This is a genomic window from Methyloversatilis discipulorum, assembly GCF_018780585.1.
GTDB classification, from domain to species: Bacteria; Pseudomonadota; Gammaproteobacteria; order Burkholderiales; family Rhodocyclaceae; genus Methyloversatilis; species Methyloversatilis discipulorum_B.
This window is the reverse complement of record NZ_JADMJL010000012.1, coordinates 1-25,124: the sequence shown is the minus strand read 5'-3', so window position 1 is coordinate 25,124 and position 25,124 is coordinate 1. Positions and strand designations below refer to the sequence as shown.

Sequence of the window (25,124 nt, the reverse complement as noted above, 5' to 3'; positions counted from 1 at the left end):
CGCAAATACGCAAATCCGTCACGAAAACGTCATCGCGATGGTGTGGCACGGCTCCTGCTATTCAACAGTCAGGGCCGCATCTTCGGCCGCTGCACGAGACAGGACATCGACATGAGCACCACCGACAAGGAAATCCTCTGCACCCTCGGCCCGGCATCGCTGAACGACCGCGTGCTCGCGCGGCTGGAAGAACTGGGCGTCAATCTGTTCCGCATCAACCTGTCGCACACCAAGCTGCAGGACCTGCCGCGCGTGATCGACTACATCCGCAGCCGCACCGCGGTGCCGATCTGCCTTGACACCGAGGGCGCGCAGATCCGCACCGGCGACATGCTGAACGGCGAGATCGCGGTACGCGAGAACAGCGTCGTGCATGCGCACAAGCTGCGCGTGCCGGGCGACGCGTTCAACTTCAACCTCTACCCGGAAGACGTGATCGACAAGCTGGAAGTCGGCGACTTCATCAGCATCGACTTCAATTCGGTGCTGGTGCAGGTGATTTCGCGCGACGACGCCAAGGTGACGATGCGCGTGCTGCACGGCGGGGTGATCGGCCAGAACAAGGCAGTCACCGTCGAGCGTGACATCCCGCTCGACACGCTGACGGCCAAGGACATCGCGGCGCTCGAATACGGCCGCTCGGTCGGCATCCGCCACGTGGCGCTGTCGTTCGCCAATCGCGGTTCGGACGTCGACCAGGTGCGGGCGCTGGTCGGCGACGACACCTTCCTCATTTCCAAGATCGAATGCCGCAACGGCCTGATCAATCTGGACGAGATCGCCGAAAAGTCGAACGCGCTGCTGATCGACCGCGGCGATCTGTCACGGCAGGAGCCGATCGAACGCATTCCTCGGCTGCAGAAGCTCATCATCGCGCGCGGTCAGGCGCGCAAGCGCAAGGTTTATGTCGCCACCAATCTGCTCGAATCGATGATCACCGCGCCCAAACCGACGCGGGCCGAGGTGAACGACGTGGTGAACACCCTGCTCGACGGGGCCGACGGCCTGGTGCTGGCGGCGGAAACCGCGATCGGCAAGGACCCGGTCGGCTGCGTGGCGATGATCGTCAAGCTCATCCGCGAATTCCGCGTGCTGAACGAACGCCTGCCGGCGGCGCACAAGGACACGCTGGTCTACACGCCGACCGATCCGACCTCGCTGCTGATCGAGCCGCACGGTGGCGTGCTGGTCAATCGCGTCAGCGCGGCGGCGGCCATCGACGATCTTGCCGCGCTGCCGCGGCTGGCGGTGCGCGACACCGAACTGCTCGACTGCCAGCAGATCGGCGTCGGCACCTTCTCGCCGCTGACCGGCTTCATGGACCGCGACATGCTGCACAGCGTGCTGCATCGCAACCGCCTGCCCGACGGCACGGCGTGGACGGTGCCGCTCATCCTGCAGGTCGACGAGGCGCAGGCACGTCGGCTGTCGCCGGGCCAGCGCGTGGTGCTCACCGACGACCGGGGCGAGGCCCACGCGGTACTCGACGTGACGCAGATCTACCGCTACGACCTCGGCGAACTGTCGCAGCTCGCATTCGGCACCACCTCGTCCGCCCACCCGGGTGTGGCGCGCGTGCTGCGCAACGGCGACTGGTTCGTCGGCGGCGACATCACGCTGATCGAGGAGCGTCCGTCGCCCTGGCGAGAATTCGAACTGACGCCGCGGCAAAGCCGCTTCATCTTTGCGCACAAGGGCTGGAGCAAGGTAGTCGCCTTCCACGGCCGCAACATCAGCCACCGCGTGCACGAACACCTGCAGCTGGAAGCGCTGGAGCGCACCAATGCCGACGGCCTGTTCATCAACCCGGTGGTCGGACCGAAGAAGCCGGGCGACTTCCTGCCGCGCCCGCTGATCCGCAGCTACCAGATGCTGATCGACTTCGGCATCTACCCCAACGGCAAGGTGCTGCTCGGCGCACTCGCCACCTACCCGCGCTATGCCGGCCCGCGCGAGGCAGTGTTCAATGCGCTGTGCCGCAAGAATATCGGCTGCAGCCACTTCATCGTCGGCCGCAACCACGCTGGCGTCGGCGACTTCTACGACGACCGCAGCTATCGCGCACTGTTCGACGAACTGGGCGACACCGGTGTCACGCCTGTGTTCTTCGACGCCATCGGCTACAACCCGGCCACCGGCGCCTACGAAAGCGGCGTGACCGACGACGCCCACTCGATCAGCGGAACCCGCGTGCGCGATTCGCTGCTGCGCGGCGAAGCGCTGCCGGACTGGTATGTACGCGGCATCGTGCAGGACATGATCAGCGCCGAACTGAAAGCGGGCCAGCCGCTGTTTCACGCATGAGCAGGCGGGCAACTGACGCGATGGGACAGTTCTGGCTCAAGGTGGACAAGACGGTCCGCCATCACGCGAAGAAGACGCTGACCGACCTGCGCGGCGCCTGGTGGGACCGCACCCGGCTGCGCGCCGAGCGGCCGGTGTTCGTCGTCAGCGGCAGCCGCTCCGGCACGCAGATGCTTTACAAGACGCTGACCGAATCGTCGGCCATCGGCTCGCTGAACCGGGAAATCTATGCCGTATGGGACTCGCTTCACCACCCGTCCGACAGGAACTGGGAAAGCCACGTGCTGGAGGCGGCCGATGCGACGGACGCCGACCGCGACCTGATCACCCGCTACTTCTATGCGCATACCGGGCGCACCCGCTTCGTCGACAAGAACAACCAGCATGGTCTGGCCGTGCCCTATCTGCACGCGCTGTTCCCGGACGCCACTTTCGTCTACATCAAGCGCAATCCGGGTGACACGCTGAACTCGATGATCGAGGGCTGGGGCATGCCGGAACGCTTCGGCAGCTGGGCACGCGATCTGCCGGCCAAGGTCGCGGTCGACGACGGCCGCTACACGCGCTGGTGCCACTACCTGCCGCGCGGCTGGCGCAATTACCTGAAGGCGCCGGTCGAGGAGGTATGCGCCTTCCAGTACGAAGCCATCCATCGCGCCATTCTCGACGCAAAGAGGCAGATCCCGGCTGACCAGTGGATAGAGGTGTTCTACGAGGACATCGTGCGTGAGCCGACCGAGGGCATCTTCGAAATCTTCGACCGGCTCGAACTGCCCTTCGATGCACGCATCGAGCAACACGCGAAAGCGCTGCTCGACAAGCCCTACGACCCGCTGTTCGAGATCCGTCTCGAAAAATGGCGGCAGCACGCGCACCGCGAACGCATCGAACGCGTGCTGCCCTCGCTGCGGAGCATTGCCCGCGACATGGGCTATCCGGAAACCTTTACTGCGGACAAGGCAGCATGAATACGATCGAACCACTGCTGTTCATCCCCATCGTTGCCGTCGCGCTGGTGCAGTCGGTGTTCGGCGTGGGCGTGCTGCTGTTCGGCACGCCCATCCTCATCGTGATGGGCTATGACTACCCGACGGTGCTGGCCACGCTGTTGCCGATCTCGATCGGCATCAGCCTGTCGCAGATCGTGCGCGATGCGCGCAGCGTCGACCTGCACTTCATCCGCGGCATCCTGCTGTGGTCCATCCCCTGCATCGTGCTCTTCCTGATCGTCGCGCTGCGCGCCGGCCAGAGCTTCGGCCTGCTGATCGCCGCTCTGCTTCTTCTGTTCGCGCTGAAGAACCAGTGGCCTGCCCTGCGTGTCGCCATCGACAGCACCGCACGCTACGAGCGGACCTGGCTGGTGTGCATAGGCGTGATGCACGGCCTCACCAATCTGGGCGGCTCGCTGCTCAGCATGCGCGTGCAGCAGATGAACCATGGCAAGGACGTGGCGCGCGCAACCATCGCGGCCGCATACGTGCTGTTCGCCGCCTTCCAGCTGGCGACGCTGACCATCACGCGCCCCGAATCCCGCGCACAGCTGGGCAACAGCCTGATCTACGCCGCCGCCGGTGTCGCGGTGTATCTGTTCGCCAACGAATTCATCTTCAAGCGGATCAGCAATCAGGGCTACGCGAAAGCCTTCAACGGCTTTCTGCTGTGCTCGGGCCTGCTGGTCGCGTTCAAATCGATCTGAGGGCACGCATCCATGGATTCTCCGCCCCCGCTCCCCCGACTGTTCGCCGCGCTGAACTTCGCCGCGCTCAAGCACAGCGGTCAGCTGCGCAAGAGTGCCGACATGTCGCCCTACATCAACCACCCGATTTCGGTGGCTGACATCCTCGCCCGCGAAGGCGGCGTCGCTGACCCGGATACGCTGGTCGCCGCGCTGCTGCACGACACGCTGGAGGACACCGACACCGTTGTCAGCGAGCTGGAAGGCCTGTTCGGCGCGCAGGTTGCCGCCGTCGTGACCGAACTGACGGACGACATGACGCTGCCCAAGCCCGAACGCAAGGCTCTGCAGATCCTGCTTGCACGCGACTACAGCGAGCGCGCACGGCTCGTACGCCTGGCCGACAAGATCGCCAACGTGCGAGATGTCACCCACAACCCGCCGGCTCACTGGTCGCTCGAACGGCGTCTGCGTTACCTGCTGTGGGCGGGCGAAGTGGTCGGCTCGCTGCGCGGCGTGCACGCCGTGCTGGAAAGCCTTTTCGACGAAGCGCTCGAACAGGGCTTCGCCCGGCTGACCGCACTGGCTGAGATCGAAGCCTCCACTCCGTCGGCATCGGCTGCCAATGCACTGACCGGATCCTGACCATGCCTTCACTCCGCGACGCTTCCAGCGCCTACACCGCCCCCGTCCGTGACGACGCACGTACGCTGGTTTCGGGTCTCGCGCGCCGCCTGTCGCGCATAACGCCCGAGCGCCTGCTGCGCCACGGCAACATCCAGCTGGAACGGGCCGGCAAACGCATTGCCCGCACGCTCACGCTGCATCCGGTGCGCACGAAGCGGCCGGTGTTCATCAGTGGCTCGAACCGCTCGGGCACGCAGATGGTGTGCCGCGCGATCGGCAACTCGCCGCACGGCTGGGACTACCCGGAAGCCGATTTCTCGATCGCCTTCGAACGCTACTCGCTGCGCTCGCACGCGGTGATCGACCGGCTGATCGACTTCGCTCCGGCGCCCTACGTGAGTTTCGGCAGCATCCTCGATTCGCAGTTCACCGACGCCCTGCTCGACCGTTTCGACAATTCGCGCGCGATCTGGGTGTACCGCCGCTACGAGGACGCGGTGAATTCGTCGATCCGCAGCTGGGGCAGCCACCAGAAGAACATGATGCGACTGGTGTCGCAGGGCAAGCTGTCCCACCTCGGGCCGCGCGGCCTGCGCATTGCCGACGACACGGTGGCACTGATCCGCAGGCTGTACAGCGAATCGCTGAGCGACGAGGAGTGTGGCTGCCTGTACTGGTACATGCGCAACCGCGTGTTCTTCGACCTCGGCCTGGACCGCGACCCGCGGGTGATCGCGCTGCAGTACGAGGACGCGGTACTGCACCCGGAGCGCAGCTTCCGCTCGGTGTTCCGCTTTCTCGGCGGGCCGTACCACGCCTCGGTGGTGTCCGATGTGTTCGCCACCTCGGTCGGCAAGCAGGGCTGGCGCGGTGCATCAACAGAGATCCGTGCCTTGTGCGACGCGCTGAAGGCGCGTCTGGACGCCGAACACGCGCGCACCCTCAGCGGCTGGGGCTGAACGGGGGCGTCGCTGCGCTACGAATGCACAGCGACACCGATAAGCATTTCACCGGCAGAGAAATAAGCTCAGCAGATTTTACTGGTTCGCGTCGCGCCGGTGCGCGTCTAGAGTAGCGCCGTCCATGCACGCAGACGGAGGCCTCACGATGAAAGCCCGCTTGAATCCGCGGCCACAGCGGCCGCGACACGCAGCAACGGGCCGCCCGACCTGTGTCGGCGCACACGCCCCGCGCTGAGGCGCTGGCGCCCCGCGCACGCCAGACGAGGATGAAAAAACGCCCTGACCCGGACACTTTCACACCGGTCGCCGAACAAATGGCCGCTGTTCGAGGTCGATGGCACATACTTACTTCCTTGTTCGCGCACGCGCCGGAGCACGTCTGATGAAACTGAAATCCCTCTGCCTGTTGATCGGCATCGTCGTCTCGACCAGTTCGACGTTGCACGCTGCAACACCTGCAGCCCCCGCGCCGCTGCTGCGCCCGGTCGAAGCGCACGCGCTGGCGGCCCAGGCCAGCGCCGAACTGCTGTCGCGCTTCCATTACCAGAACGTGCCGCTGGACGACGCCATGTCGTCGAGAATCCTCGACCGCTACCTGAAGACGCTGGACCCTGACCGCGTGTATTTCATGCAGTCTGACATCGACACCTTCAACTCGGTGCGCCTGCTGCTCGACGACGCCATCCGCCAGCAGAACCTGGCGGCGCCGTTCGCCATCTACGCCCGCTATTCGCAGCGCCTGCGCGACCGCCTGACCGAAGCGCGTGCGCTGCTCGACAAGGGCTTCGACTTCGAAAAGAACGAAAGCTATCGCTACGTGCGTACCGACGTGCCGTGGGCGAAGTCGGAGGACGAACTTCGCGACATCTGGCGCAAGCGGGTCAAGAACGACTGGCTGCGGCTGAAGCTGGCCGGCAAGGACGACGCCGCCATCCGCGAAACGCTGGGCAAGCGCTACGACCTGGCGCTGACCAATCTGAACCGGGCGAAGAGCGATGACGTGTTCCAGCTCTTCATGAACGCCTATGCTGAGTCGATCGAGCCGCATACCAGCTACCTCGGACCGCGCGCCGCCGAGGATTTCGCCATCAACATGAAGCTGTCGCTGGTCGGTATCGGCGCCGTGCTGCAGGAACGCGACGAGTACGTGACCATCCGCGAACTGGTGGCCGGCGGCCCCGCCGCGCGTTCAGAACAGATCAAGATCGGCGACCGCATCGTCGGCGTTGCCAAGGACGAAGCGACGCCGATGGCCGACGTGCTCGGCTGGCGCGTCGATGACGTGGTCACGCTGATCCGCGGTACCAAGGACACCACGGTCGTGCTCGACATCCTGCCGGCCGACGCCGGACCGGACGTGAAGCCGAAGCGGATCAAGCTGGTGCGCGACACCATCAAGCTGGAAAAGCAGGCGGCGGCAAAATCGGTGATCGACGCCGGCGGTCAGAAGGTGGGCGTCATCACGCTGCCAACCTTCTACCAGGACGTCGAAGCCAAATCGCGCGCCGACGCCGACTACCGCAGCGCCAGCCGCGACGTGGCGAAGCTGCTGGCCGAACTGAAGGCGGAAAAGGTGGGCGCGGTGCTGATCGATCTGCGCAACAACGGCGGCGGTTCGCTCGATGAAGCGATCCGGCTGACCGGCCTGTTCATCGACAGCGGCCCGGTGGTGCAGCAGCGCAATCCGAAGGGGCAGATCCGGGTCGAGAAGGACAACGACGCCGGCGTTGCCTGGGAGGGCCCGGTCGGCGTGCTGATCAACCGCGCCTCGGCCTCGGCCTCGGAAATCTTCGCCGCCGCGATCCAGGATTACGGCCGCGGCGTCGTGATCGGCGAAACCAGCTTCGGCAAGGGCACGGTGCAGACCCTGCTCGACATGGACGAGATGGCCAAGAGCGAAAAACCGACCTACGGCGAACTGAAAATGACGGTCGCCCAGTTCTTCCGCGTCAATGGCGGCACCACGCAGTTGCGTGGCGTCACGCCGGACATCCCGCTGGCGCAGACGATGGACCACGAGCGCATCGGCGAGTCGAGCTACGACAACCCGCTACCGTGGACGCAGATCGCACCGGCCGACTTCCGCCCGGCCGGCAAGCCGCAGGAACTGCTGCCGCTGCTGTCCGCACGCCATCAGGCGCGCGTCGCCCAGGACAAGGGCTACCGCGAACTGCTGGAAGATCTCGCCGAGAACGAGGCGCTGCGCAAGCGCACCGAAATTTCGCTGAACGCGGCTGAGCGGAAGAAGGAGCGCGAGGCGCAGGAAGCGCGTCTGAAGGCGCGCACGCAGTCGCGCGAAGGCGCCGACGCCGAACCGATCCGCGACGACGGCCTGCAGGCTGGCGAGCGCGCGCTCGGCGCCGAACTGGCCGCCGAACAGTCGCGCAAGGCGGCGCGCGACGTGCTGCTCGACGAAGCGGCCCGCATCATGGGCGACGTGGTCGACATCCTGCGCACCGACACCGCGCTGGCGCGCCGCACCGCGGGCGTGGTGGTCACGCCTTGATCATCGATACAGAGCGTTACTGGATTACCGCATGGACAGCGTACTGGTGGTGCCCGGCCTGAACGGCAGCGGCCCCGAACACTGGCAGAGCTGGATCGAGCCGCTGCTCGGCGCCACCCGCGTCGAGCAGGCGGACTGGTCGCAGCCGGATATCGATCTGTGGTCGGCGCGCGTCGCCGACGCGGTGCGGCAGGCGCCGGGCCGCGTCTGGCTGGTCGCCCACAGCTTCGGCTGCCTCGCCTCGTCGGTCGCCGCGCAGACGGTGGGCGAGCGCATCGCCGGCGCGCTGTTCGTCGCACCGGCCAGCCCGGACAAGTTCGGCATCACCGAACGGATTCCGGCCTCTGCTCTGCCGTTCCCGGCGATTGTGGCCGCCAGTCGCAACGATCCGTGGATGAAGTTTCTGGCGGCCGCCAGCTGGGCCGAGCGCTGGGGCGCGCAACTGGTCGATCTGGGCAATGCCGGTCACGTCAATACCGAATCCGGCCACGACGCCTGGCCGGAAGGGCTCGAACTGTTCCGCCGGCTGCAGCAGAGCACCAGCCTGATCGCGGGCACCGTGCAGGCCTGACGCCGCACCGGCTCAGCTCTCGGCGCCGCTCAGCGCACGCTGGGTTTCCGCCATCTTGACGATTTCGCTGGTCGCGTTCGAGGTCTGCAGCGCCAGCTTGGCCACCTCTTCCGCCACCACGGCGAAGCCGCGCCCCACCTCGCCGGCTCGTGCCGCCTCGATGCTTGCATTGAGCGCCAGCAGATTGGTGCGCTTCGATATCTCGTTGATGACGCCGGAGATGGACAGGATCTGCTGCATGCTGTCCTCCATCTTCGCGCGCTGGTCGCGCTGCAGTTCCTGCGCCTGCTTCTCGTCCGAAATGTCGCGCAGCGCGCCAGCCGACTGCAGCGCTCGACCATTGGCGTCGCGTACCGTGGCGGCGCGCTCGCGGAACCAGATGTAGCCGCGCGTGCGGTGGCGCAGGCGGTATTCGCATACATAGGGCGTGCGGCCGCTGCTGTCGGTCAGGTGGGCGTTGAAGGCGTCGATCACGCGGTTCTTGTCGTCCGGGTGCAGCACGGCGAGCCAGCTGTCCCAGGTGTCGGGAAATTCGTTGCGGCTGGCACCGAGCAGGCCACGCAGCTGATCGGACCAGCGCACGCGATTGTCGGCGTGGTCGGGGTCGCCATCGACGATGTCGTAGGTCCAGGTGCCTTCGGTCAGCGCCGACTGTGCCAGATCGCGCTGCGCCATGTCGGCTTTCAGCGCATCCGCCTGGGCACGCGCCTGAGCCGCCTCGTCGCGCGCCGCGTCCGCATCGCGTCCGGCCCGTTCGGCTTCAGCGCGGACCTGCGCTGTCTCCGCCTCCTGCGCGGCAAGTGCATCGCGCGTCTGCGCGAGCTGCTCGGGCAAGGCGCGCAAGGCATCCAGCTCGGCCTGCAGACGCGCTTCGCGCTCGGCAATCGCGCGCAGCGCCACCGTCAAGGGCTCCGACAGTCCGGCCGGCGGCGTCGCCAGCGCCCGGCTGCTGTCGCGACATCCGGCAAGCAGGCCGGACAAGGTTTCGAAGGCTTTGCGGGAGCGGGACAGACCGAACATGGGCAGCTTCCTTCTTGAAGGGGAATGAACACCTTCTCGGCCTGCGCCACGCTGCCTTTAGACTTTGTATGAAAAAAAGTTGCATGCGGCGTCGATGCACTTTACCCGTGCGCTGCGCTGCACTACGGGGGTGCTGTGACGCAAGCGTTAATTCAGATCGACGCTAAGCAAATCACTTCTTATTATTTCCAGTAATTAAATCCACTCCCTAAGCTCTCGCCTCGACAACATTCTTCCGGGGCGATCCATGTCACCACCTTCACGTCAGTCACCGCAGGAGCGCTTCCAATGAGCCGGCGTTCCTTCCAGGTGCTGCCCGGTTTCAACCTGACGCTGGGTTACACGCTGTTCTACCTGTCCATCATCGTGCTGATCCCGCTGTCGGCGGTCTTCATCAAGACTGCCAGTCTCGGTCTGGCACAGTTCTGGGACGTGGTGACGACGCCGCGCGTGCTCGCCTCGTACCGGCTGTCCTTCGGCGCCTCGCTGCTGGCCGCCGCCATCAATGCGGTGTTCGGACTGGCGCTGGCCTGGGCGCTGGTGCGCTATTCCTTCCCCGGCAAGAAGCTGGTCGATGCGCTGATCGACCTGCCCTTCGCGCTGCCGACCGCCGTGGCCGGCATCGCGCTGACCGCGCTGTACGCGCCGAACGGCTGGCTCGGGTCGGCGCTGGAGCCGCTCGGCATCAAGGTCGCCTTCACCCCGCTGGGCGTGCTGGTGGCACTGGTGTTCATCGGTCTGCCCTTCGTCGTGCGCACCGTGCAGCCCATCCTGGAAGACCTCGACACCGAGCTGGAAGAAGCGGCCGCCAGCCTCGGCGCACGTCGCTGGCAAACCTTCCGCTACGTGACGCTGCCGATACTGCTGCCGGCGCTGCTGACCGGCTTCGCGCTGGCCTTCGCGCGGGCGGTCGGCGAATACGGCTCGGTCATCTTCATCGCCGGCAATATTCCGATGGTGTCGGAAATCACCCCGCTGATGATCATCACCAAGCTGGAGCAGTACGACTACGCCGGTGCCACCGCGATCGCGGTGGTGATGCTGCTGTTCTCCTTCGTGCTGCTGCTGGCCATCAACGGCCTGCAGGCATGGACCGAAAAAGCCACCGGGAGGAATCGCTGATGGCCGCCGCCACCACACTGCACGCCGCCGCCGACGTCGCGGCGCGCTTCGAAGGCCGGGCTGCCACGCGCGAGCCGGCCTGGGTCAAATGGACGATCATCGCCGTCTCGCTCACTTTCTTCGTCCTCTTCCTGCTGATGCCGCTGATCGCGGTGTTCGTCGAGGCGCTGCGCAAGGGCTGGGACACCTATCTGGCCGCGCTGGTGGAGCCGGACGCGCTGTCGGCGATCAAGCTCACGCTGATCGCCGCGGTGATCGCGGTGCCGCTGAATCTGACCTTCGGCGTGTCGGCCGCGTGGGCGATCACCAAGTTCAACTTCCGCGGCAAGCACGTCCTGATCACGCTGATCGACCTGCCCTTCTCGGTGTCACCGGTGGTCGCCGGCCTGATCTACGTGCTGGTGTTCGGCGCGCAGGGCTGGTTCGGGCCCTGGCTGCAGGAACATGACCTGAAGATCATCTTCGCCGTGCCCGGCATCGTGCTGGCCACCGTCTTCGTCACCTTTCCCTTCATCGCGCGCGAGCTGATTCCGCTGATGCAGGCGCAGGGCAAGGAAGAAGAGGAAGCCGCGGTGGTGCTGGGCGCCAACGGCTGGCAGACCTTCTGGCACGTCACCCTGCCCAATATCAAGTGGGGCCTGCTGTACGGCGTCATCCTGACCAATGCGCGGGCGATGGGCGAGTTCGGCGCCGTGTCGGTGGTGTCCGGCCACATCCGCGGCCTGACCAACACGATGCCGCTGCATGTCGAAATTCTCTACAACGAATACCAGTTCGCAGCCGCCTTCGCCGTCGCGTCGCTGCTCGCCCTGCTGGCGCTGGTGACTCTGGGCGTGAAGACCTGGATCGAACACCAGGCATCCAAAGTGAAGGACAACGAAGAATGAGCATCCAGGTCCAGAACATCCACAAGGCCTTCGGCGACTTCGTCGCGCTGGGCGACGTGTCACTCGACTTCCCGACCGGCGAGTTGGTCGCGCTGCTGGGCCCGTCCGGCTGCGGCAAGACCACGCTGCTGCGCATCATCGCCGGACTCGAATCGGCGGACAGCGGCCGCGTGCTGCTCGACGGCGAGGACGCCTCCGACACCCATGTGCGCGAACGCCACGTTGGTTTCGTGTTCCAGCACTACGCGCTGTTCCGCCACATGAGCGTGTTCGACAACGTGGCTTTCGGCCTGCGCATGAAGCCGCGCAGTCAGCGGCCGTCGGAAAAGGTCATCCGTACCAAGGTGCACGACCTGCTGAAGCTGGTGCAGCTGGACTGGCTGGCCGACCGCTTCCCGGCCCAGCTGTCGGGCGGTCAGCGCCAGCGCATCGCGCTGGCCCGCGCGCTCGCGGTCGAGCCGCGCGTGCTGCTGCTGGACGAGCCCTTCGGCGCGCTCGACGCCAAGGTGCGCAAGGAACTGCGCCGCTGGCTGCGCCGGCTGCACGACGAACTGCACATCACCTCCATCTTCGTCACCCACGACCAGGAGGAGGCGCTCGAAGTGGCCGACCGCGTGGTGCTGATGGACCACGGCAAGGTCGAGCAGATCGGCACGCCGGAAGAGGTATACCGTCACCCGGCCACGCCCTTCGTCTATGGCTTCCTCGGCGCGGTGAACCCCTTCCACGCTCACGTGGACGGTGACGCGCTGCGCGTCGGCGACGACCGCCTGCCGCACGTCGCCGACGGCTTCGCGCACGGTGACAAGGTGATCGCCTTCGCCCGACCGCACGAGCTGGACATCCTGACCGACGCCGCCGCGACCGACGGCGTGCCGGCGCGGATCAGTCGCGTGCTGTCCTTCGGCGTCACCGCCCGGGTCGAGCTGGACGGACTGAATGGCGCCACCGGTCAGCACTTCGAAGTGGAACTGACGCGGGAGCGCGTCGCCGCACTGGCGCTGGCGGAAGGCCAGACCGTACGCCTGCAGCCGTCGCGGCTGCGCGTGTTCGCGCGCTGAGCGGCGACCGCGAACTCATGAAACAGGAAGAGCAACAATGAATTTCCAGCAGCTCCGCATCATTCGCGAAACCGTCAGGCGCCAGTTCAACCTGACCGAAGTCGCCAACGCGCTGTTCACGTCGCAGTCCGGCGTGAGCAAGCACATCAAGGATCTGGAGGACGAACTGGGCGTCGAGCTCTTCGTCCGCAAGGGCAAGCGCCTGCTCGGCCTGACCGAGCCGGGCAGCGAACTGGTCGAGATCGTCGAGCGCATGCTGCTCGACGCCGGCAACATCAAGCGGCTGGCCGAGCAGTTCGCCCGCCGCGACGAGGGCCAGCTGCGCATCGCCACCACGCACACGCAGGCGCGCTACGCGCTGCCGCGCGTGGTGACCGAATTCAAGCGCCTCTTCCCCAAGGTGCATCTGGTGCTGCTGCAGGCCAGCCCGACCGAAATCGTCGATCTGCTGAACGACGGCGAGGCGGACATCGGCATTGCGACCGAAACCCTGTCAGGCGCGCCCGAGCTGGTCACCTTCCCCTTCTATTCCTGGCACCACGCCGCCATCGTGCCGGCGGGGCATCCGCTCGAAGCGGTGAAACCGCTGACGCTGGAAGCGCTGGCCGAACACCCGGTGGTGACCTATCACGAAGGCTTCACCGGCCGCGCGCGCATCGACGCCACCTTCGCCCGCGCCGGCCTGCTGCCGGACATCGTCATGTCCGCACTCGACGCCGACGTGATCAAGACCTATGTCGAACTGGGCCTGGGCGCAGGCATCATCGCCTCGGTCGCCTTCGACCCGGTCCGCGACAGCGGCCTGCGCCTGCTCGACAGCGAACACCTGTTCGACTCGAACACCACGCTGATCGCGCTGCGTCGCAAGCACTATCTGCGCAGCTACGCCTACCGCTTCATCGAACTGTGCGAACCGTCGCTGAACGAGGTGACGGTGAAGGCCGCGCTGAAGCCGAGCGCCGAGGACTGAGGTCGGCACCGCGCTCAGCAGGCTTCGATGCAGCGTGCCGTCGGGGTCAAGACCCCTCCCACAGAACCCCGCCCGGGCTTCGGCCGCGGGTCTCGCGCATGCCCCCGTGGGAGCGGCCTTGGCCGCGACGCGGCCGTTGCAGACCGCCGCCTTCGATTCAGGCTGCAATCGCGAGCAAGCTCGCTCCCACCAAACCAGGCTCCGGCGGCGAACGGAGCGCGATCCATGTGGGAGCGCCCTCCGGTCGCGATGCGGCGGCTGCGGTCCGCGGGGCTGGAACGGGCGCTTTCTGAGTCAGAAGCCCGCGCCTGCGTGCGCTCCACCTCGCCAGCCGAAGGAAGGCTTCAGACAGTCGCAGCAACCAGCGCCAGCATCAGCGGCGTGGTCAGCGCGGCGAGCGCGGTGGACATCAGCAGACTGCTGGCCACCGGCCCCTGCATGACGTGGAACTGGCGCGACATCAGGTAAACGTTGGCGCCGACCGACAGCGAGGCGAGCAACACCACCGCCTGCGTCTCCACCGGCGGCAGACCGAGCAGCACCGCCAGCGCCCACACCGCCAGCGGGTGGACGACCAGCTTCAGCACGCTGATGCTGACGCTCTGCTGCCAGCCTTCGCGCACGCCGAATTCCGCCAGCCCCATGCCGAGCGCGATCAGCGACATCGGCAGCGCGGCGTCACCGAGCATCTTCAGCGGCTGGTCGATCAGTGACGGCAGCTGGAAACCGGTCAGACTGAACACGGTGCCTGCCAGGATCGACGCGACCAGCGGATTAGTCAGCACACCGCGCGCGGTCTTGCCGAAGCCGGCCAGCGTCAGCGCACCGGTCTTCGCCCACTCCACCGACACAGTCACCAGCGTCCATAGCGTCAGCGCATTGAACACCACCACCAGCGCCGCCGCCGGCATGGCGTCGTCGCCGAGCAGGATGCGGGTGAGCGGCAGGCCGAGCAGCACATTGTTCGAGAACACGCCGCCCAGCGCGAACACCGACTGCGACACGCCGTCGAGCTGGAACAGTTTCGCCGACACCAGACGACCGAGCAGGAAAACGACGAGACAGCCGCCGAAGAAGGCGGCCAGCAGCCGCACGTCCACCGGCGGCAGGCTGGCGAAGCCGCTCATCAGCCGGAACAGCATGGCGGGCAGCGCGATGGTGAACACGAACTTGGCGAGCGCGTCCGCCGCCGCCTTCGGCCAGCCGCCCCAGTGGACGATGCCGTAGCCGACGAACACCAGTACGAACAGCGGCGCGGCGAGCAGGATCTGCTGGAGCGCGGCGTTCATGCGCCGTCCTCCGGCGCGTCCAGCGACCTCAGTGCGTCGGCCTCGGCGCGCTCGATGCGCACGAACTGGCCGCTGATCTTGCGGCTGGAAATGGCGACTTCCTGCACGTCGTCATGCGCCTGGCGGATGTGGGTGGCGAGCTTTTCCATGCGTTTGTCGAACAGCGTGAAGTCCTTGGCCAGCCGGCCCAGCGCGTCGCGGATCAGGTGGATCTGCTTGCGCGTCTCGACGTCCTTGAGCACAGCGCGTGCGGTGTTCAGCACTGCCATCAGCGTGGTCGGCGACACGATCCACACCCGCTTCGCCTGCGCGTAGGCGATCACCTCCGCGTGGTGGGCGTGCAGTTCGGCGAACACGGCCTCGGCCGGCAGGAACATGACCGCGCCGTCCGAGGTCTCGTCGGCGATGATGTACTTGGCCGCAATGTCGTCGACGTGCTTGCGCACGTCGGCACGGAAGGCCGCCTGCGCCTGTCGGCGGTCGGCTTCGGCCGCGTCGGCGGCGAACATGCGGTGATAGTTTTCCAGCGGGAACTTGGAATCGACCGCCACCCGGCCGGTCGGCTCCGGCAGCCGCAGCAGGCAGTCGACCCGGGCGCCATTCGACAGCGTGGCCTGGAACTCGAAGGCGTCCGGCGGCAGCGCGTTGCGCACCAGCGCCTCCAGCTGCACCTCGCCGAAGGCGCCGCGCGCCTTCTTGTCACCCAGCAGTTCCTTCAGGCTCACCACGCTGGTCGACAGCCCCTCGATCTTCTTCTGCGCCTCGTCGATGGTGGCCAGCCGCGCCATCACGCTGGTGAAGGTTTCGTTGGTCTTGCGGAAGCCCTCTTCCAGCCGTTCGTGCACGCGGCCGCTGAGCAGCTCCAGCCGCTCATTCACCGTGCGGGTGAGCGATTCGATCGATGCGGTGAGCTGCACCGAAGCGTTCTGCAGGCCGTTCTGCAGCGCCTCCTGCTGCACCCGGGTCTGTTCGGCCAGCGTGGCCGCGGTCTGCGTCACCAGTTCGGTGCGCAGGGTTTCCTGGCGGCTGTTCAGCGCCGCCGACAGCTCGGCCAGCCCGACCTGCTGGGCCCGCTGCAGTGCGCCGACCGCGTCGCGCGCCACGCCCAGTTCGAGCGAAATGGCGCGGCGCAGCCGCTCGTTGGCATCGGCCTGCATGCCCACGGTGCGCTCGGTCTGCCGCTGCAGACCTTCGTGCAGCGCGGCCAGCGTCTGCCGCTGGCCCTCCTGCGTGGCGACGTCCAGCCCGCCGCCGAGCGCACGCACGCGCAATACAAGCCAAGCGACTGCACCGAACAGCAGCACCTGGAGCAGACAGATCAGGACGAGCAGCAGCGGGAATTCAGACACGCGAGGTGGGTTGGCCAAAGGTTGAGGGGCGTCGCGCCGCGGGAAGTCGGGGCGGCTGCGAAGTATAGCCGGCGGCCCGCAGCCGGCCGTCACAAGGGAAGAAATCCCGCGAGCGCATCTTGGGTTCAAGAGTCGATGGTGCACTGCCGATAAAGAGCTCAATCATCCATTTCCGAGCGCCCTCATGGCCCACGCATCGTTATCCGTCGTCGCGGAAGCCGAGCAAGCACCCGGCGCCGACATCGTCCACAGCGCGAATGGCGTGCTGGCCCGCTACAAGGGCCTGACGCTGACCAGCCACTTCCAGCCCATCTTCAGCGTTTCGCACTGCCGCGCCATCGGCCACGAAGGGCTGCTGCGCGCCGCCGATGCGGAAGCGAACCCGGTCGCGCCGGCCCGCGTCATCGCCGGCGCCACGCGCTATGAAGACCTGCGCTACCTCGACCAGCTGTGCCGCTACCTGCACGTGAACAACCACGCGGCGCAGGACACGCACGACGGCTGGCTCTTCCTGAACATCCACCCGGAAGTGTTCCGCAGCGGTCCGGACAGCGACCTCAGCGACTTCCTGCCCGAACTGTCGGAACACCCGGACATCGATCCGCGCCGCATCGTCATCGAAGTGATGGAACAGGCGGTGTCCGAACACGCCGGTTTCGCCCGCACCGTCGAGTATCTGCGCGGCCTCGGCTGCATGATCGCGCTCGACGACTTCGGCGCCGGTCATTCGAACTTCGACCGCATCTGGACCATGCAGCCGGAAATCGTCAAGCTCGACCGCTCCTTCGCCGTCAAGTCGGTCGAGGATCCGTCGGCGCGCCGCCTGCTGCCGCAGATCGTCAGTCTGATCCACGAAGCCGGCTCGCTGGTGCTGCTCGAAGGCGTCGAAACAGAGGCGCAGGCGCTGGCCGCGCTCGACGCCGACATCGATTTCGTCCAGGGCTTCTACTTCGCGATGCCGGCGGCCCGCCCGGTCGACACGCGCGAAGTGAGTCCGGTGCTGAACGACCTGTGGGAACGCTTCAACACGACGCGCGGCAGCGGTGCCGCGCGCTACCGCGAGCTGATCGCACCCTACATCCACGCCATGGGCGGCTGCGCCGTGCTGCTGGAGGAAGGCATCCCGATGGAGGAAGCCTGCCGTGGCTTCCTGCAGCTGGAGCGCGCCGACTGCTGCTTCCTGCTCGATGCCGACGGCCGCCAGGTCGGCCGCAATGTGCGGACCTCACAGCCCTTCGGCACCGCCGACAGCCAGTACCGCTCGCTGTCGATCAACCGCCATGCGCGCTGGTCGCGCCGCCCCTACTTCCGCCGCGCCATCGAGCACGTCGGCAAGGTGCAGGTGACGCGCCCCTATCTGTCCATCTCGTCCGGCCTGCTGTGCGTCACGGTGTCCATCGCCTATCGCGGCTGGGACGACCAGTTGCGCGTGCTGTGCGGCGACCTGCACTGGCCGCAGGTGGTCTGAACTCGACGGCTGCGTCCTTGTCTGCGTGACGGATCACTGTCACGATTGCACGATGCACGTCGCCCGTCACCTCCCGTTGCGCCGCCTGATCGCACTCCTGATGCTGTGCGCGCTGCCGCTGCACGCCTACGCGCTTCACTGCAGCACGCACTGCGTGCTGGCCGGGGCAATGATGGAGATCGACATGCCGGGCCACGACTGCGGCAGCTGCGAGGACCAGGGCGCGCAAGCGGCGCTGTGTGCGGTCGCGCAGGCGATCGCCATCACGCAGTCCCCGCCGCCAGCCTCACCTGCCGGCTCGGCGGTCCTTGCGCTGCATCACGACGCCGTCGAGCGTTCGCACATTCCCACGCCGCTGGAAAAACCACCCAGACCGTCCTGAACGTCGCGCTGTTCCACCCTCGCATCGTTCAGGAGTCACTCATGTTCCGTTTCAAGCTGCCGCCCATACGCGGCAGGCGCTGCGCCGTGCCGCGCGGCTGGCTCGCGGCACTGCCGCTGGCCGCGCTGTCGACCCAGGCCGTCGCCGGCTTCTTCATTCCGCGCGACATCACCATGTTCATGTTCACCGCCTCGCCCGACAGCCAGATGGCTGAAGTGGCGCACGGCCTGCGCGCCAACCTGTCGGTTGCCGCCGGGCAGTCGCGCTACGTGTCGGACGACGGACTGACCGAACGCCGCTACACCACCTTGCAGGCGAACTGGCTGGTGCATCGCGCTTACGGCAGCGACGGCATCACCAACGCATATATATATGGTGGACCGCTCGCCGCCCGCGGCAGCGAATTCGCCGGCACCCACAGCGGCGTGCATGGCGGCTTCTGGGCCGACCACGAAACGCGGCGCATCTACGCCCGGCTGTCCACGCATGCCTATCACGCGGCCGGACACACCCAGGTGGTCACGACAGCGCAGGGGCTGTGGGCGCCCTACGCGGCCGACTACGAGGACATCGCCACCTGGATCGGCCTGCAGGCCGAGCGTCGCAGCGGGCTGACCGACGCGACCCAGATCACGCCGCTGCTGCGCCTGTTCCAGCGCCGCTGGTGGGTCGATGTCGGCGTCAGCGTCAATCGCGAGCACCGTGGCGACGCCTTCGTAAACCTCATGCTCCTTTTTTGAATTGAAAGGTAATGCAATGAATAAAATGAAGTTTTACATCATGACCATCGCTCTTTCGCTGACCGCGGTGCCGGTGCTGGCCGCCAGCACGATCAAGATGCAGGTCGAAGGTCTGGTATGCGCCTTCTGCGGTTCGGCGATCGAGAAGAAGCTGCGCAGCAACGCCGCCACCGCCGACGTGCTGGTCAGTCTCGAACACAAGATCGTCGCGCTGAGCCTGAAGGATGGGCAGGACATCGCCGACGACACGCTGCGCACGCAGATCACCGACGCCGGCTATCAGGTGAAGAAGATCGAACGCGTGCCCGACACGCTGGACAGCCTGCGTGCCGCGCTCAAGGGACGCTGACATGGACGCACCTGAACGCGGCCTGCGCGCGTCGCTCGGCGCCAGCGGCCTGTCGCTGCTGGCCAGCGGTTCGACGCTGGTGTGCTGTGCGCTGCCCGCGCTGCTCGTCGCACTCGGCGCCGGCGCCACGCTGGTCACGCTGACCAGCCGGCTGCCGCAGCTGATCTGGCTGTCCGAACACAAGGAGGCGGTGTTCGGCATCGCCGCCGCGATGCTGGCGCTGGCCGGTGCGGCGCAATGGCGCGCCCGCTCGCTGCCCTGCCCGGCCGATCCGGCCGCTGCGCGCGCCTGCGCCCGTGCCCGGCGGACGTCGGCGGCGGTGTATGCCGTGTCGGTCCTGCTTTTCCTGATCGGCGGCTTCTTCGCCTTCGTCGCGCCGCTGCTGCTCTGACCTGGTCGCGGCGCCGGTTCAGCGCGGCGTGGGCGACGAGTCGTCCGCGTCCGCCGACAGCGGCACGCTGGCGCTCAGCGGCGGCGGCATGTCGGGGTCGCCGCTGTTGCGCCGGCGGAACAGCTCCGTGCGCGACAGCAGAATGGTGGTCACCGGCACCGTCAGCGACAGAAAGATGATGATGAGCCAGGCGTGCAGCGACAGCGCGCCATCCTGCGCCGAGAAGTACAGGATGCTGGCCAGTGTCACGCACCAGGCGGAAAAGCTGAAGGCCAGCGCCGGCGGATGCATGCGCTGGAAGAAGCTGCGGAAGCGCACCACACCGATCGCCGCCACCAGCGTGAACACGCCGCTCAGCGCCAGCAGCAGCGCCACCGGAATTTCGACCCACAAGGGCAGCGGCGGAATCATCGCAGTGCCCCCGACATGACAGGCGCGTTCATTCGATCACCTCGCCGCGCAACAGGAATTTCGCCATGGCGGCCGAACTGACGAAGCCGAAGATCGAAACGAGCAGTGCCGCCTCGAAGTACATCGCGCTGCGATAGCGTATCGCCAGCACCATCAGGATCAGCATCGCGATGGTGCAGATCAGGTCCATCGCCAGCACGCGGTCCTGTGCGGACGGACCGCGGACCAGGCGCAGCAGCGCCAGCGCCATCGCCGTGATGTAGCAGCCCATCGTGAACACGATGGCGGAAAACAGCAGCGGGCTCATTCGAATATCTCCATCAGCGGGCGCTCGTAGCGGCGCTTGATCAGTTCGATCTCGGCCGCGGCGTCGTCCAGGTCGAACATGTGGACGAGCAGCGCGCTGCGGTCCAGCGCCAACTCCGACCAGATGGTGCCGGGGATGACGCACATGATGGCCGCCAGCACCGCCAGCCCGTTCGGGTCGCGCATGTCCAGCGGCACGACGACGAAACCGCCACGCGGCATGCGCTTGCCCGTGGCCAGCGTGCCGCGCAGCACGCGCCAGTTCCAGACGATCACGTCGTAACCGACCTGCATGAACAGCCGCAGTGCCACCCACGGACGGCGGAAGCGCACCGGCGTCGGCCGCAGCGACTGCGTCAGCAGCGGCACCAGCACACCAAGGAAGGTGCCGAGCAGCCACTGACCAAGGCCCAGCGACGCATTGTTGAGCAGCAGCCACAGCGCGAGCAGCGCCAGCGACAGCAGCGGAGCGGGAAACATGCGGCGCATCATGGCGCGGACTCCTGCCCGTGCAGGCTGAGGCGTTCGGCATTGGTCGGTGTCGGTCGCGGCCGCGCCGACAGCACCGCGTCGATATAGCCGGCCGGGCTGTATAGCGCGTCGGCGGTCGCCGCCGCGTAGCGCATGACCGGCTCGGCGCGCACCGAAATGAACACGCACACACCGACCAGCACCGCGATCGGCACGAATTCGACCACCCGCAGCAGCGGTGCCTCGCGATCGACCGGTGTCCAGAAGAAGCGGATGCCGACGCGCGACAGTGCCACCAGCGCGCACAGCCCGGACAGCACGATGAGTACCGGCAGCACCCAGGTCAGCAGCGCGTCGATGCGGGCGGTGTCCGCGCTCAGCTCCGGCACCAGCGCCGACAGCAGCACGAACTTGCCGATGAAGCCGGACAGCGGCGGCAGTCCGGCCACCAGCAGCGTGCAGCAGATGAAGGCCAGGCCGAGCAGCGCGGTGGCAGCCGGAATGGCGTGACCGATCAGCATTTCCTCGTCCTCGTCCAGATTGACGTCCTTGTCCAGCTCAAGTTCGGCCAGCGGGAACGGCAGGTGATCCTCCTCGTCCTCCGGCGCGCGCGCGCCGGCGACGTCGGCACTGCGCGAGCGCTCCATCAGCTCGGCCAGCAGGAAGAAGGCGGCCACGCCCAGCGTCGAACTGGGCAGGTAGTACAGCGCGCCGGCGGTCAGTTCCGGGCGGGCCAGACCGAGCACGGCCAGCAGCGTGCCCGAGGACACGATGACGGCGAAGCCTGCCAGCCGGCCCGGCCGCTGCGTCGAGAACATGCCGAAGGCCCCGGCCGCCAGCGTCGCCGTGCCGCCCCACAGCAGCCAGTCGCTGCCGAAGCCGGCGGAAGCGCCCGCCTGGTCCGAGAACATCAGCGTACTGAAGCGCAGCAACACGTAGACGCCCACCTTGGTCAGCAGCGCGAACACCGCGGCCGCCGGCGCGCTGGCGGCGGCATAGGCCGGCACCAGCCAGAAGTTCAGCGGCCACATCGCCGCCTTGGCGAGGAAAGCGACACCGAGCACGGCGAAGCCCGCGTGCAGCAGCGCGCGATCGCCGGCCGCCACCTGCGGGATGCGGGCCGCGATGTCGGCCATGTTCAGCGTGCCGGTGACGCCGTAGATCAGCGCGGCGCCGATCAGGAAGAGTGAGGACGCCAGCAGGTTGATCGCCACGTAGTGCAGCCCGGTGCGCACACGCGACGGACCCGAGCCGTGCAGCAGCAGGCCGTAGGACGCCGCCAGCATCACCTCGAAGAACACGAACAGGTTGAACAGGTCGCCGGTCAGGAAGGCGCCGTTCAGGCCCATGATCTGGATCTGGAACAGCGGATGGAAATGCGCACCCGCCTTGTGCCAGCGCGCCACCGCGAACAACAGCGCCATCAGCGCGACGACGGCGGCGGTGACCAGCAGAAGCACCGAAAGGCGGTCGGCGACCAGCACGATGCCGAAGGGCACGTCCCAGTTCGACGGCAGATAGACGCCATAGGCGGCGGGCTGGTCGCTGCCGACCCAGAACAGCAGCAGCACCGCCACCGCCAGATTGGCCAGCGCGGCCGCCAGACCGATCATGCCGCGGATGCGGTGGCGCCGGCCGTCCAGCAACAGCAGCAGGCAGGCGGTCAGCAGCGGCAGCAGGATGGGAACGATGGTCAGATGCGGCATCAGCGCCTGTGCGAGGGCCCTCATTCGGCGTCCTCCCGCCCATCGACATGGTCATTGCCGAAGAAGCCCCGCTGCGCCAGCAGCACGACCAGGAAGAGCGCGGTCATCGCGAAGCCGATCACGATGGCGGTCAGCACCAGTGCCTGCGGCATCGGGTCGGTGTAGTGCGCAAGGTCGGTCGGCACGCCGGGCGCCAGCACCGGCTCGCTGTCCAGCGCCAGCCGGCCCATGCTGAAGATGAACAGGTTCACGCCATAGCCGAGCAGCGACAGCCCCATGATCACCTGATAGGTACGCGGTCGCAGCAGCAGCCACACGCCGCAGGCGGTGAGCACGCCGATCGCGCAGGCGAGGACGATTTCCATCAGTGCGCTCCCTCTCTTTGTTCGTCGCCGTCACCATCGCTGTCGCGGACACGGCGTCCGCGCACCGACTGGTGACCCAGCGCGGTCAGTATCAGCAGCGTCGCCCCGACCACCAGCAGGAACACGCCAATGTCGTAGAACAGCGCGCTGGCGACGTGGATGTCGCCGATCAGCGGCAGGCTGAGGTGGGCGGTGTGAGTGGTCAGGAAGGGATAGCCCAGTGCGAAGGAACCGAGGCCGGTAGCCGTCGCCGTCAGCAGGCCGAAGGCGATCCAGCGCTGCGGCCGCAGGTCCATGTGCGCTTCGACCCACTGCGTACCCGACACGATGTACTGCACGATGAAGGCGGTCGACAACACCAGCCCGGCGACGAAGCCGCCGCCCGGTTCGTTGTGGCCGCGCATGAACAGGTAGACCGCGATCATCGCCGCCAGCGGCAGCACCAGCCGCACCAGCACCGCCGGTACCATCAGGTAGCCACGCGCGGTGTCCTCGGCTGTCTGGGCATCGACCAGATCGGTCGCCAGGTCGGCCGGCAGCGCCCGCTGCTGCGCCGGCAGTTCCGCACTTTCCGGCGCAGGACGGAAGCGGCGCAGCAGCGCATACACGGTCAGCGCCACCACGCCCAGCACGGTGATTTCGCCCAGCGTATCGAAGCCGCGGAAATCGACCAGCATCACGTTCACCACATTGCTGCCGCCGCCCTCTGGCAGCGCCCGTTCGAGAAAGAAGGGCGAAATGCTCTGCGGAAAGCTGCGCGTCATCATGGCCCACGAAAGCAGCGCCAGCCCCGCCCCGGCCGCGAGTGCGACCGCCAGGTCACGGGCACGCCGCACGCGTGCCCGTGCGCGGACGCGCAGCGACTGATTGCGCCCGACGTCTTCCAGCCGCTTCGGCAGCCAGCGCAGCCCGAGCATGATGAGCACGGTGGTGACCGCCTCGACCGACAGCTGGGTCAGCGCGAGATCGGGCGCCGAGAACCAGGCGAAGGTGATGACGGTGACCAGCCCGGACACGCTCATCAGCGCCAGCGCGGTCAGCCGGTGGTATTTCGCCTGCCATACGGCGCCGATCGCGGCCCCCGCCCCGACCAGCCACATCAGCGCGAACATCGGCGAGAACTCGAGCATGGCGCGGTCACCGCCGGCCAGCAGCGCCTCGCTGCCGAGCTTGCGCAGTGGCACGGCGGCGGCCACCAGCGTCACCAGCACCAGCAGCATCAGCTGCATCTGCAGGCGCCGCGTACCGAACAGCCGCCGGGTGGGGCGGCCGGCCAGCGTGAGCCGGGCCAGCAGCGAGCGGAACACGCGCTTGCCGTTGATGCGGCCGAGCAGCGGCGTCGTCGCCAGATGGCCGCGGCGCATCGGGCTGCGCAGCGCGAAAAAGAGCGCGATGCCGCCGACCAGCGACAGCAGGCTCATCCACAGCGGCAGGTTGAAGCCGTGCCACACCGCCAGGTCGAATGCCGGCAGCACGCCGACCACCGGCTGCGCCGCGGTTTCGAGGATGCGCTGGATGGACCATTGCGGCAGCGTGCCCACCACCAGGCAGGCGAGCACCAGCACCGAGATCGGCGCCCGCATCCAGCGTGGCGGCTCATGCGGCTGGCGCGGCAGCGCGCCGCATTTGTCGCGGCCGAGAAACACCTCGACGGTGAAGCGCAGCGAGTAGGCGACGCTGAACATGCCGGCAACCACCGCGACCGCCGGCAGCGCGCGGTCGATGCCGGGCGAGGCGGCGAGGAACACCGCTTCGCTGAAGAACATTTCCTTCGATATGAAGCCGTTGAGCAATGGCACGCCGGCCATCGCCGCCGCCGCCACCATCGCCAGCGTCGCGGTGATCGGCATGTAGCGCGCCAGACCGCTCAGGCGGCGGATGTCGCGCGTGCCGGTTTCATGGTCGATCACGCCCACCGCCATGAACAGCGAAGCCTTGAAGGTGGCGTGGTTGATGATGTGGAACACCGCCGCCACCGCCGCCAGCGGGCTGTTCAGACCGAGCAGCGTGGTGATCAGGCCGAGATGCGAAATGGTCGAATAGGCGAGCAGGCCCTTCAGGTCGTTCTGGAAGATGGCGGCGAAACCGCCGACCAGCAGCGTCGCCAGACCGGCGCCCGTGACCAGCCAGAACCACTCGTCGGTGCCGGCCAGCACCGGCCACAGCCGCGCCAGCAGGAACACGCCGGCCTT

General features: G+C 67.1%; 25 protein-coding genes. 16 read left to right on the top strand and 9 right to left on the bottom strand.

From position 1 onward, the window contains the following. The first annotated feature begins 111 nt into the window (after positions 1–111). The 7 genes from IV112_RS04805 to IV112_RS04775 all read left to right on the top strand — a co-directional run bounded on the left by IV112_RS04805 (position 112) and on the right by IV112_RS04775 (position 8,645). Positions 112–2,304 carry a pyruvate kinase gene (locus tag IV112_RS04805; protein WP_304001327.1) on the top strand — a complete coding sequence of 731 codons (2,193 nt, stop codon included), beginning with the start codon at positions 112–114 and terminating at the stop codon, positions 2,302–2,304. Next, positions 2,301–3,272 carry a sulfotransferase family protein gene (locus tag IV112_RS04800; protein WP_304001326.1) on the top strand — a complete coding sequence of 324 codons (972 nt, stop codon included), beginning with the start codon at positions 2,301–2,303 and terminating at the stop codon, positions 3,270–3,272. Before IV112_RS04805 ends, IV112_RS04800 begins: the two co-directional genes overlap by 4 nt. After that, entirely contained in the window at positions 3,269–4,000 is a 732-nt protein-coding gene (locus IV112_RS04795) for a TSUP family transporter (protein ID WP_304001324.1), read from the top strand. Before IV112_RS04800 ends, IV112_RS04795 begins: the two co-directional genes overlap by 4 nt. A 12-nt stretch (positions 4,001–4,012) precedes the next feature. Then, positions 4,013–4,624 carry an HD domain-containing protein gene (locus IV112_RS04790; protein WP_304001321.1) on the top strand — a complete coding sequence of 204 codons (612 nt, stop codon included), beginning with the start codon at positions 4,013–4,015 and terminating at the stop codon, positions 4,622–4,624. A gap of 2 nt (positions 4,625–4,626) precedes the next feature. Beyond that, on the top strand, positions 4,627–5,565 hold the full coding sequence (locus tag IV112_RS04785; RefSeq protein ID WP_304001320.1) for a hypothetical protein: 939 nt from the start codon (positions 4,627–4,629) through the stop codon (positions 5,563–5,565). A 385-nt stretch (positions 5,566–5,950) separates the two neighbouring features. Continuing rightward, positions 5,951–8,074 (top strand): carboxy terminal-processing peptidase, encoded by a 2,124-nt coding sequence (locus IV112_RS04780; protein ID WP_304001318.1) that lies wholly within the window; start codon positions 5,951–5,953, stop codon positions 8,072–8,074. A 31-nt stretch (positions 8,075–8,105) separates the two neighbouring features. Continuing rightward, on the top strand, positions 8,106–8,645 hold the full coding sequence (locus tag IV112_RS04775) for an RBBP9/YdeN family alpha/beta hydrolase (RefSeq protein ID WP_304001317.1): 540 nt from the start codon (positions 8,106–8,108) through the stop codon (positions 8,643–8,645). Positions 8,646–8,657: 12 nt separating this feature from the next. On the opposite strand, the gene IV112_RS04770 is transcribed toward IV112_RS04775, so the two are convergent. Then, positions 8,658–9,665, bottom strand: a complete 1,008-nt coding sequence (locus tag IV112_RS04770) for a methyl-accepting chemotaxis protein (protein WP_304001315.1) — start codon at positions 9,663–9,665, stop codon at positions 8,658–8,660. A 288-nt stretch (positions 9,666–9,953) separates the two neighbouring features. Between IV112_RS04770 and cysT the strand changes: the two genes are divergently transcribed. From cysT to IV112_RS04750, 4 genes are read left to right on the top strand one after another with little or no spacing between them, the layout of a single operon-like run. Further along, the gene (gene cysT, locus IV112_RS04765; protein ID WP_020164505.1) at positions 9,954–10,787 is read left to right on the top strand and encodes a sulfate ABC transporter permease subunit CysT; all 834 of its coding nucleotides are present in this window, start codon (positions 9,954–9,956) and stop codon (positions 10,785–10,787) included. Beyond that, entirely contained in the window at positions 10,787–11,674 is an 888-nt protein-coding gene (gene cysW / locus IV112_RS04760; RefSeq protein ID WP_304001313.1) for a sulfate ABC transporter permease subunit CysW, read from the top strand. The genes cysT and cysW overlap by 1 nt, the downstream gene beginning before the upstream one ends. Next, the gene (locus IV112_RS04755) at positions 11,671–12,735 is read left to right on the top strand and encodes a sulfate/molybdate ABC transporter ATP-binding protein (protein WP_304001311.1); all 1,065 of its coding nucleotides are present in this window, start codon (positions 11,671–11,673) and stop codon (positions 12,733–12,735) included. The genes cysW and IV112_RS04755 overlap by 4 nt, the downstream gene beginning before the upstream one ends. Before the next feature lie 37 nt (positions 12,736–12,772). Continuing rightward, entirely contained in the window at positions 12,773–13,705 is a 933-nt protein-coding gene (locus tag IV112_RS04750; protein ID WP_304001309.1) for a CysB family HTH-type transcriptional regulator, read from the top strand. A 344-nt stretch (positions 13,706–14,049) separates the two neighbouring features. Here IV112_RS04750 and IV112_RS04745 read toward each other — a convergent pair whose 3' ends face one another. Together IV112_RS04745 and IV112_RS04740 are read right to left on the bottom strand one after the other, a co-directional pair. After that, positions 14,050–14,994, bottom strand: coding sequence for an AEC family transporter (locus IV112_RS04745; RefSeq protein WP_304001308.1), 945 nt, complete (start codon positions 14,992–14,994; stop codon positions 14,050–14,052). Next, the gene (locus IV112_RS04740; protein WP_304001306.1) at positions 14,991–16,343 is read right to left on the bottom strand and encodes a DNA recombination protein RmuC; all 1,353 of its coding nucleotides are present in this window, start codon (positions 16,341–16,343) and stop codon (positions 14,991–14,993) included. The genes IV112_RS04745 and IV112_RS04740 overlap by 4 nt, the downstream gene beginning before the upstream one ends. Before the next feature lie 184 nt (positions 16,344–16,527). On the opposite strand from IV112_RS04740, the gene IV112_RS04735 reads away from it, so the two are divergent. The 5 genes from IV112_RS04735 to IV112_RS04715 are packed head-to-tail and all read left to right on the top strand — an operon-like array spanning position 16,528 to position 19,673. Continuing rightward, a complete protein-coding gene (locus IV112_RS04735; protein WP_304001305.1) occupies positions 16,528–17,811 on the top strand; it encodes a sensor domain-containing phosphodiesterase in 1,284 nt (427 codons plus the stop codon). Positions 17,812–17,863: 52 nt separating this feature from the next. Further along, positions 17,864–18,193 carry a hypothetical protein gene (locus IV112_RS04730; RefSeq protein WP_304001303.1) on the top strand — a complete coding sequence of 110 codons (330 nt, stop codon included), beginning with the start codon at positions 17,864–17,866 and terminating at the stop codon, positions 18,191–18,193. Between the two features lie 41 nt (positions 18,194–18,234). Further along, positions 18,235–18,933 carry a hypothetical protein gene (locus IV112_RS04725; protein ID WP_304001302.1) on the top strand — a complete coding sequence of 233 codons (699 nt, stop codon included), beginning with the start codon at positions 18,235–18,237 and terminating at the stop codon, positions 18,931–18,933. Between the two features lie 40 nt (positions 18,934–18,973). Beyond that, positions 18,974–19,282: a heavy-metal-associated domain-containing protein gene (locus tag IV112_RS04720; RefSeq protein ID WP_232416012.1), complete on the top strand. Its 309-nt coding sequence runs from the start codon at positions 18,974–18,976 to the stop codon at positions 19,280–19,282. Between the two features lies 1 nt (position 19,283). Beyond that, entirely contained in the window at positions 19,284–19,673 is a 390-nt protein-coding gene (locus IV112_RS04715; protein WP_304001299.1) for a hypothetical protein, read from the top strand. A gap of 18 nt (positions 19,674–19,691) precedes the next feature. Here the strand turns inward: IV112_RS04715 and IV112_RS04710 are convergent, their stop codons facing one another. The 6 genes from IV112_RS04710 to mbhE all read right to left on the bottom strand — a co-directional run. Beyond that, positions 19,692–20,084 carry a Na+/H+ antiporter subunit G gene (locus tag IV112_RS04710; protein WP_304001298.1) on the bottom strand — a complete coding sequence of 131 codons (393 nt, stop codon included), beginning with the start codon at positions 20,082–20,084 and terminating at the stop codon, positions 19,692–19,694. A gap of 28 nt (positions 20,085–20,112) precedes the next feature. Further along, positions 20,113–20,391, bottom strand: a complete 279-nt coding sequence (locus IV112_RS04705; RefSeq protein WP_304001296.1) for a K+/H+ antiporter subunit F — start codon at positions 20,389–20,391, stop codon at positions 20,113–20,115. Next, positions 20,388–20,882 (bottom strand): Na+/H+ antiporter subunit E, encoded by a 495-nt coding sequence (locus IV112_RS04700; protein ID WP_304001294.1) that lies wholly within the window; start codon positions 20,880–20,882, stop codon positions 20,388–20,390. The genes IV112_RS04705 and IV112_RS04700 overlap by 4 nt, the downstream gene beginning before the upstream one ends. Beyond that, positions 20,879–22,591 (bottom strand): monovalent cation/H+ antiporter subunit D, encoded by a 1,713-nt coding sequence (locus IV112_RS04695; protein WP_304001292.1) that lies wholly within the window; start codon positions 22,589–22,591, stop codon positions 20,879–20,881. Before IV112_RS04695 ends, IV112_RS04700 begins: the two co-directional genes overlap by 4 nt. After that, entirely contained in the window at positions 22,588–22,932 is a 345-nt protein-coding gene (locus tag IV112_RS04690; RefSeq protein WP_008059261.1) for a Na+/H+ antiporter subunit C, read from the bottom strand. The genes IV112_RS04695 and IV112_RS04690 overlap by 4 nt, the downstream gene beginning before the upstream one ends. After that, on the bottom strand, positions 22,932–25,124 hold a 2,193-nt coding region (gene mbhE, locus IV112_RS04685; protein ID WP_304001289.1), incomplete at its 5' end, for a hydrogen gas-evolving membrane-bound hydrogenase subunit E. The genes mbhE and IV112_RS04690, both read right to left, overlap by 1 nt.

What these genes read in the sequence shown, in the direction of transcription:
- IV112_RS04805 (WP_304001327.1), top strand. Translation starts at nt 112, where the DNA reads ATGAGCACCACCGACAAGGAAATCCTCTGCACCCTCGGCCCGGCATCG.
- IV112_RS04800 (WP_304001326.1), top strand. Translation starts at nt 2,301, where the DNA reads ATGAGCAGGCGGGCAACTGACGCGATGGGACAGTTCTGGCTCAAGGTG.
- IV112_RS04795 (WP_304001324.1), top strand. Translation starts at nt 3,269, where the DNA reads ATGAATACGATCGAACCACTGCTGTTCATCCCCATCGTTGCCGTCGCG.
- IV112_RS04790 (WP_304001321.1), top strand. Translation starts at nt 4,013, where the DNA reads ATGGATTCTCCGCCCCCGCTCCCCCGACTGTTCGCCGCGCTGAACTTC.
- IV112_RS04785 (WP_304001320.1), top strand. Translation starts at nt 4,627, where the DNA reads ATGCCTTCACTCCGCGACGCTTCCAGCGCCTACACCGCCCCCGTCCGT.
- IV112_RS04780 (WP_304001318.1), top strand. Translation starts at nt 5,951, where the DNA reads ATGAAACTGAAATCCCTCTGCCTGTTGATCGGCATCGTCGTCTCGACC.
- IV112_RS04775 (WP_304001317.1), top strand. Translation starts at nt 8,106, where the DNA reads ATGGACAGCGTACTGGTGGTGCCCGGCCTGAACGGCAGCGGCCCCGAA.
- IV112_RS04770 (WP_304001315.1), bottom strand. Translation starts at nt 9,665, where the DNA reads ATGTTCGGTCTGTCCCGCTCCCGCAAAGCCTTCGAAACCTTGTCCGGC.
- cysT (WP_020164505.1), top strand. Translation starts at nt 9,954, where the DNA reads ATGAGCCGGCGTTCCTTCCAGGTGCTGCCCGGTTTCAACCTGACGCTG.
- cysW (WP_304001313.1), top strand. Translation starts at nt 10,787, where the DNA reads ATGGCCGCCGCCACCACACTGCACGCCGCCGCCGACGTCGCGGCGCGC.
- IV112_RS04755 (WP_304001311.1), top strand. Translation starts at nt 11,671, where the DNA reads ATGAGCATCCAGGTCCAGAACATCCACAAGGCCTTCGGCGACTTCGTC.
- IV112_RS04750 (WP_304001309.1), top strand. Translation starts at nt 12,773, where the DNA reads ATGAATTTCCAGCAGCTCCGCATCATTCGCGAAACCGTCAGGCGCCAG.
- IV112_RS04745 (WP_304001308.1), bottom strand. Translation starts at nt 14,994, where the DNA reads ATGAACGCCGCGCTCCAGCAGATCCTGCTCGCCGCGCCGCTGTTCGTA.
- IV112_RS04735 (WP_304001305.1), top strand. Translation starts at nt 16,528, where the DNA reads ATGGCCCACGCATCGTTATCCGTCGTCGCGGAAGCCGAGCAAGCACCC.
- IV112_RS04730 (WP_304001303.1), top strand. Translation starts at nt 17,864, where the DNA reads ATGCACGTCGCCCGTCACCTCCCGTTGCGCCGCCTGATCGCACTCCTG.
- IV112_RS04725 (WP_304001302.1), top strand. Translation starts at nt 18,235, where the DNA reads ATGTTCCGTTTCAAGCTGCCGCCCATACGCGGCAGGCGCTGCGCCGTG.
- IV112_RS04720 (WP_232416012.1), top strand. Translation starts at nt 18,974, where the DNA reads ATGACCATCGCTCTTTCGCTGACCGCGGTGCCGGTGCTGGCCGCCAGC.
- IV112_RS04715 (WP_304001299.1), top strand. Translation starts at nt 19,284, where the DNA reads ATGGACGCACCTGAACGCGGCCTGCGCGCGTCGCTCGGCGCCAGCGGC.
- IV112_RS04710 (WP_304001298.1), bottom strand. Translation starts at nt 20,084, where the DNA reads ATGATTCCGCCGCTGCCCTTGTGGGTCGAAATTCCGGTGGCGCTGCTG.
- IV112_RS04705 (WP_304001296.1), bottom strand. Translation starts at nt 20,391, where the DNA reads ATGAGCCCGCTGCTGTTTTCCGCCATCGTGTTCACGATGGGCTGCTAC.
- IV112_RS04700 (WP_304001294.1), bottom strand. Translation starts at nt 20,882, where the DNA reads ATGATGCGCCGCATGTTTCCCGCTCCGCTGCTGTCGCTGGCGCTGCTC.
- IV112_RS04695 (WP_304001292.1), bottom strand. Translation starts at nt 22,591, where the DNA reads ATGAGGGCCCTCGCACAGGCGCTGATGCCGCATCTGACCATCGTTCCC.
- IV112_RS04690 (WP_008059261.1), bottom strand. Translation starts at nt 22,932, where the DNA reads ATGGAAATCGTCCTCGCCTGCGCGATCGGCGTGCTCACCGCCTGCGGC.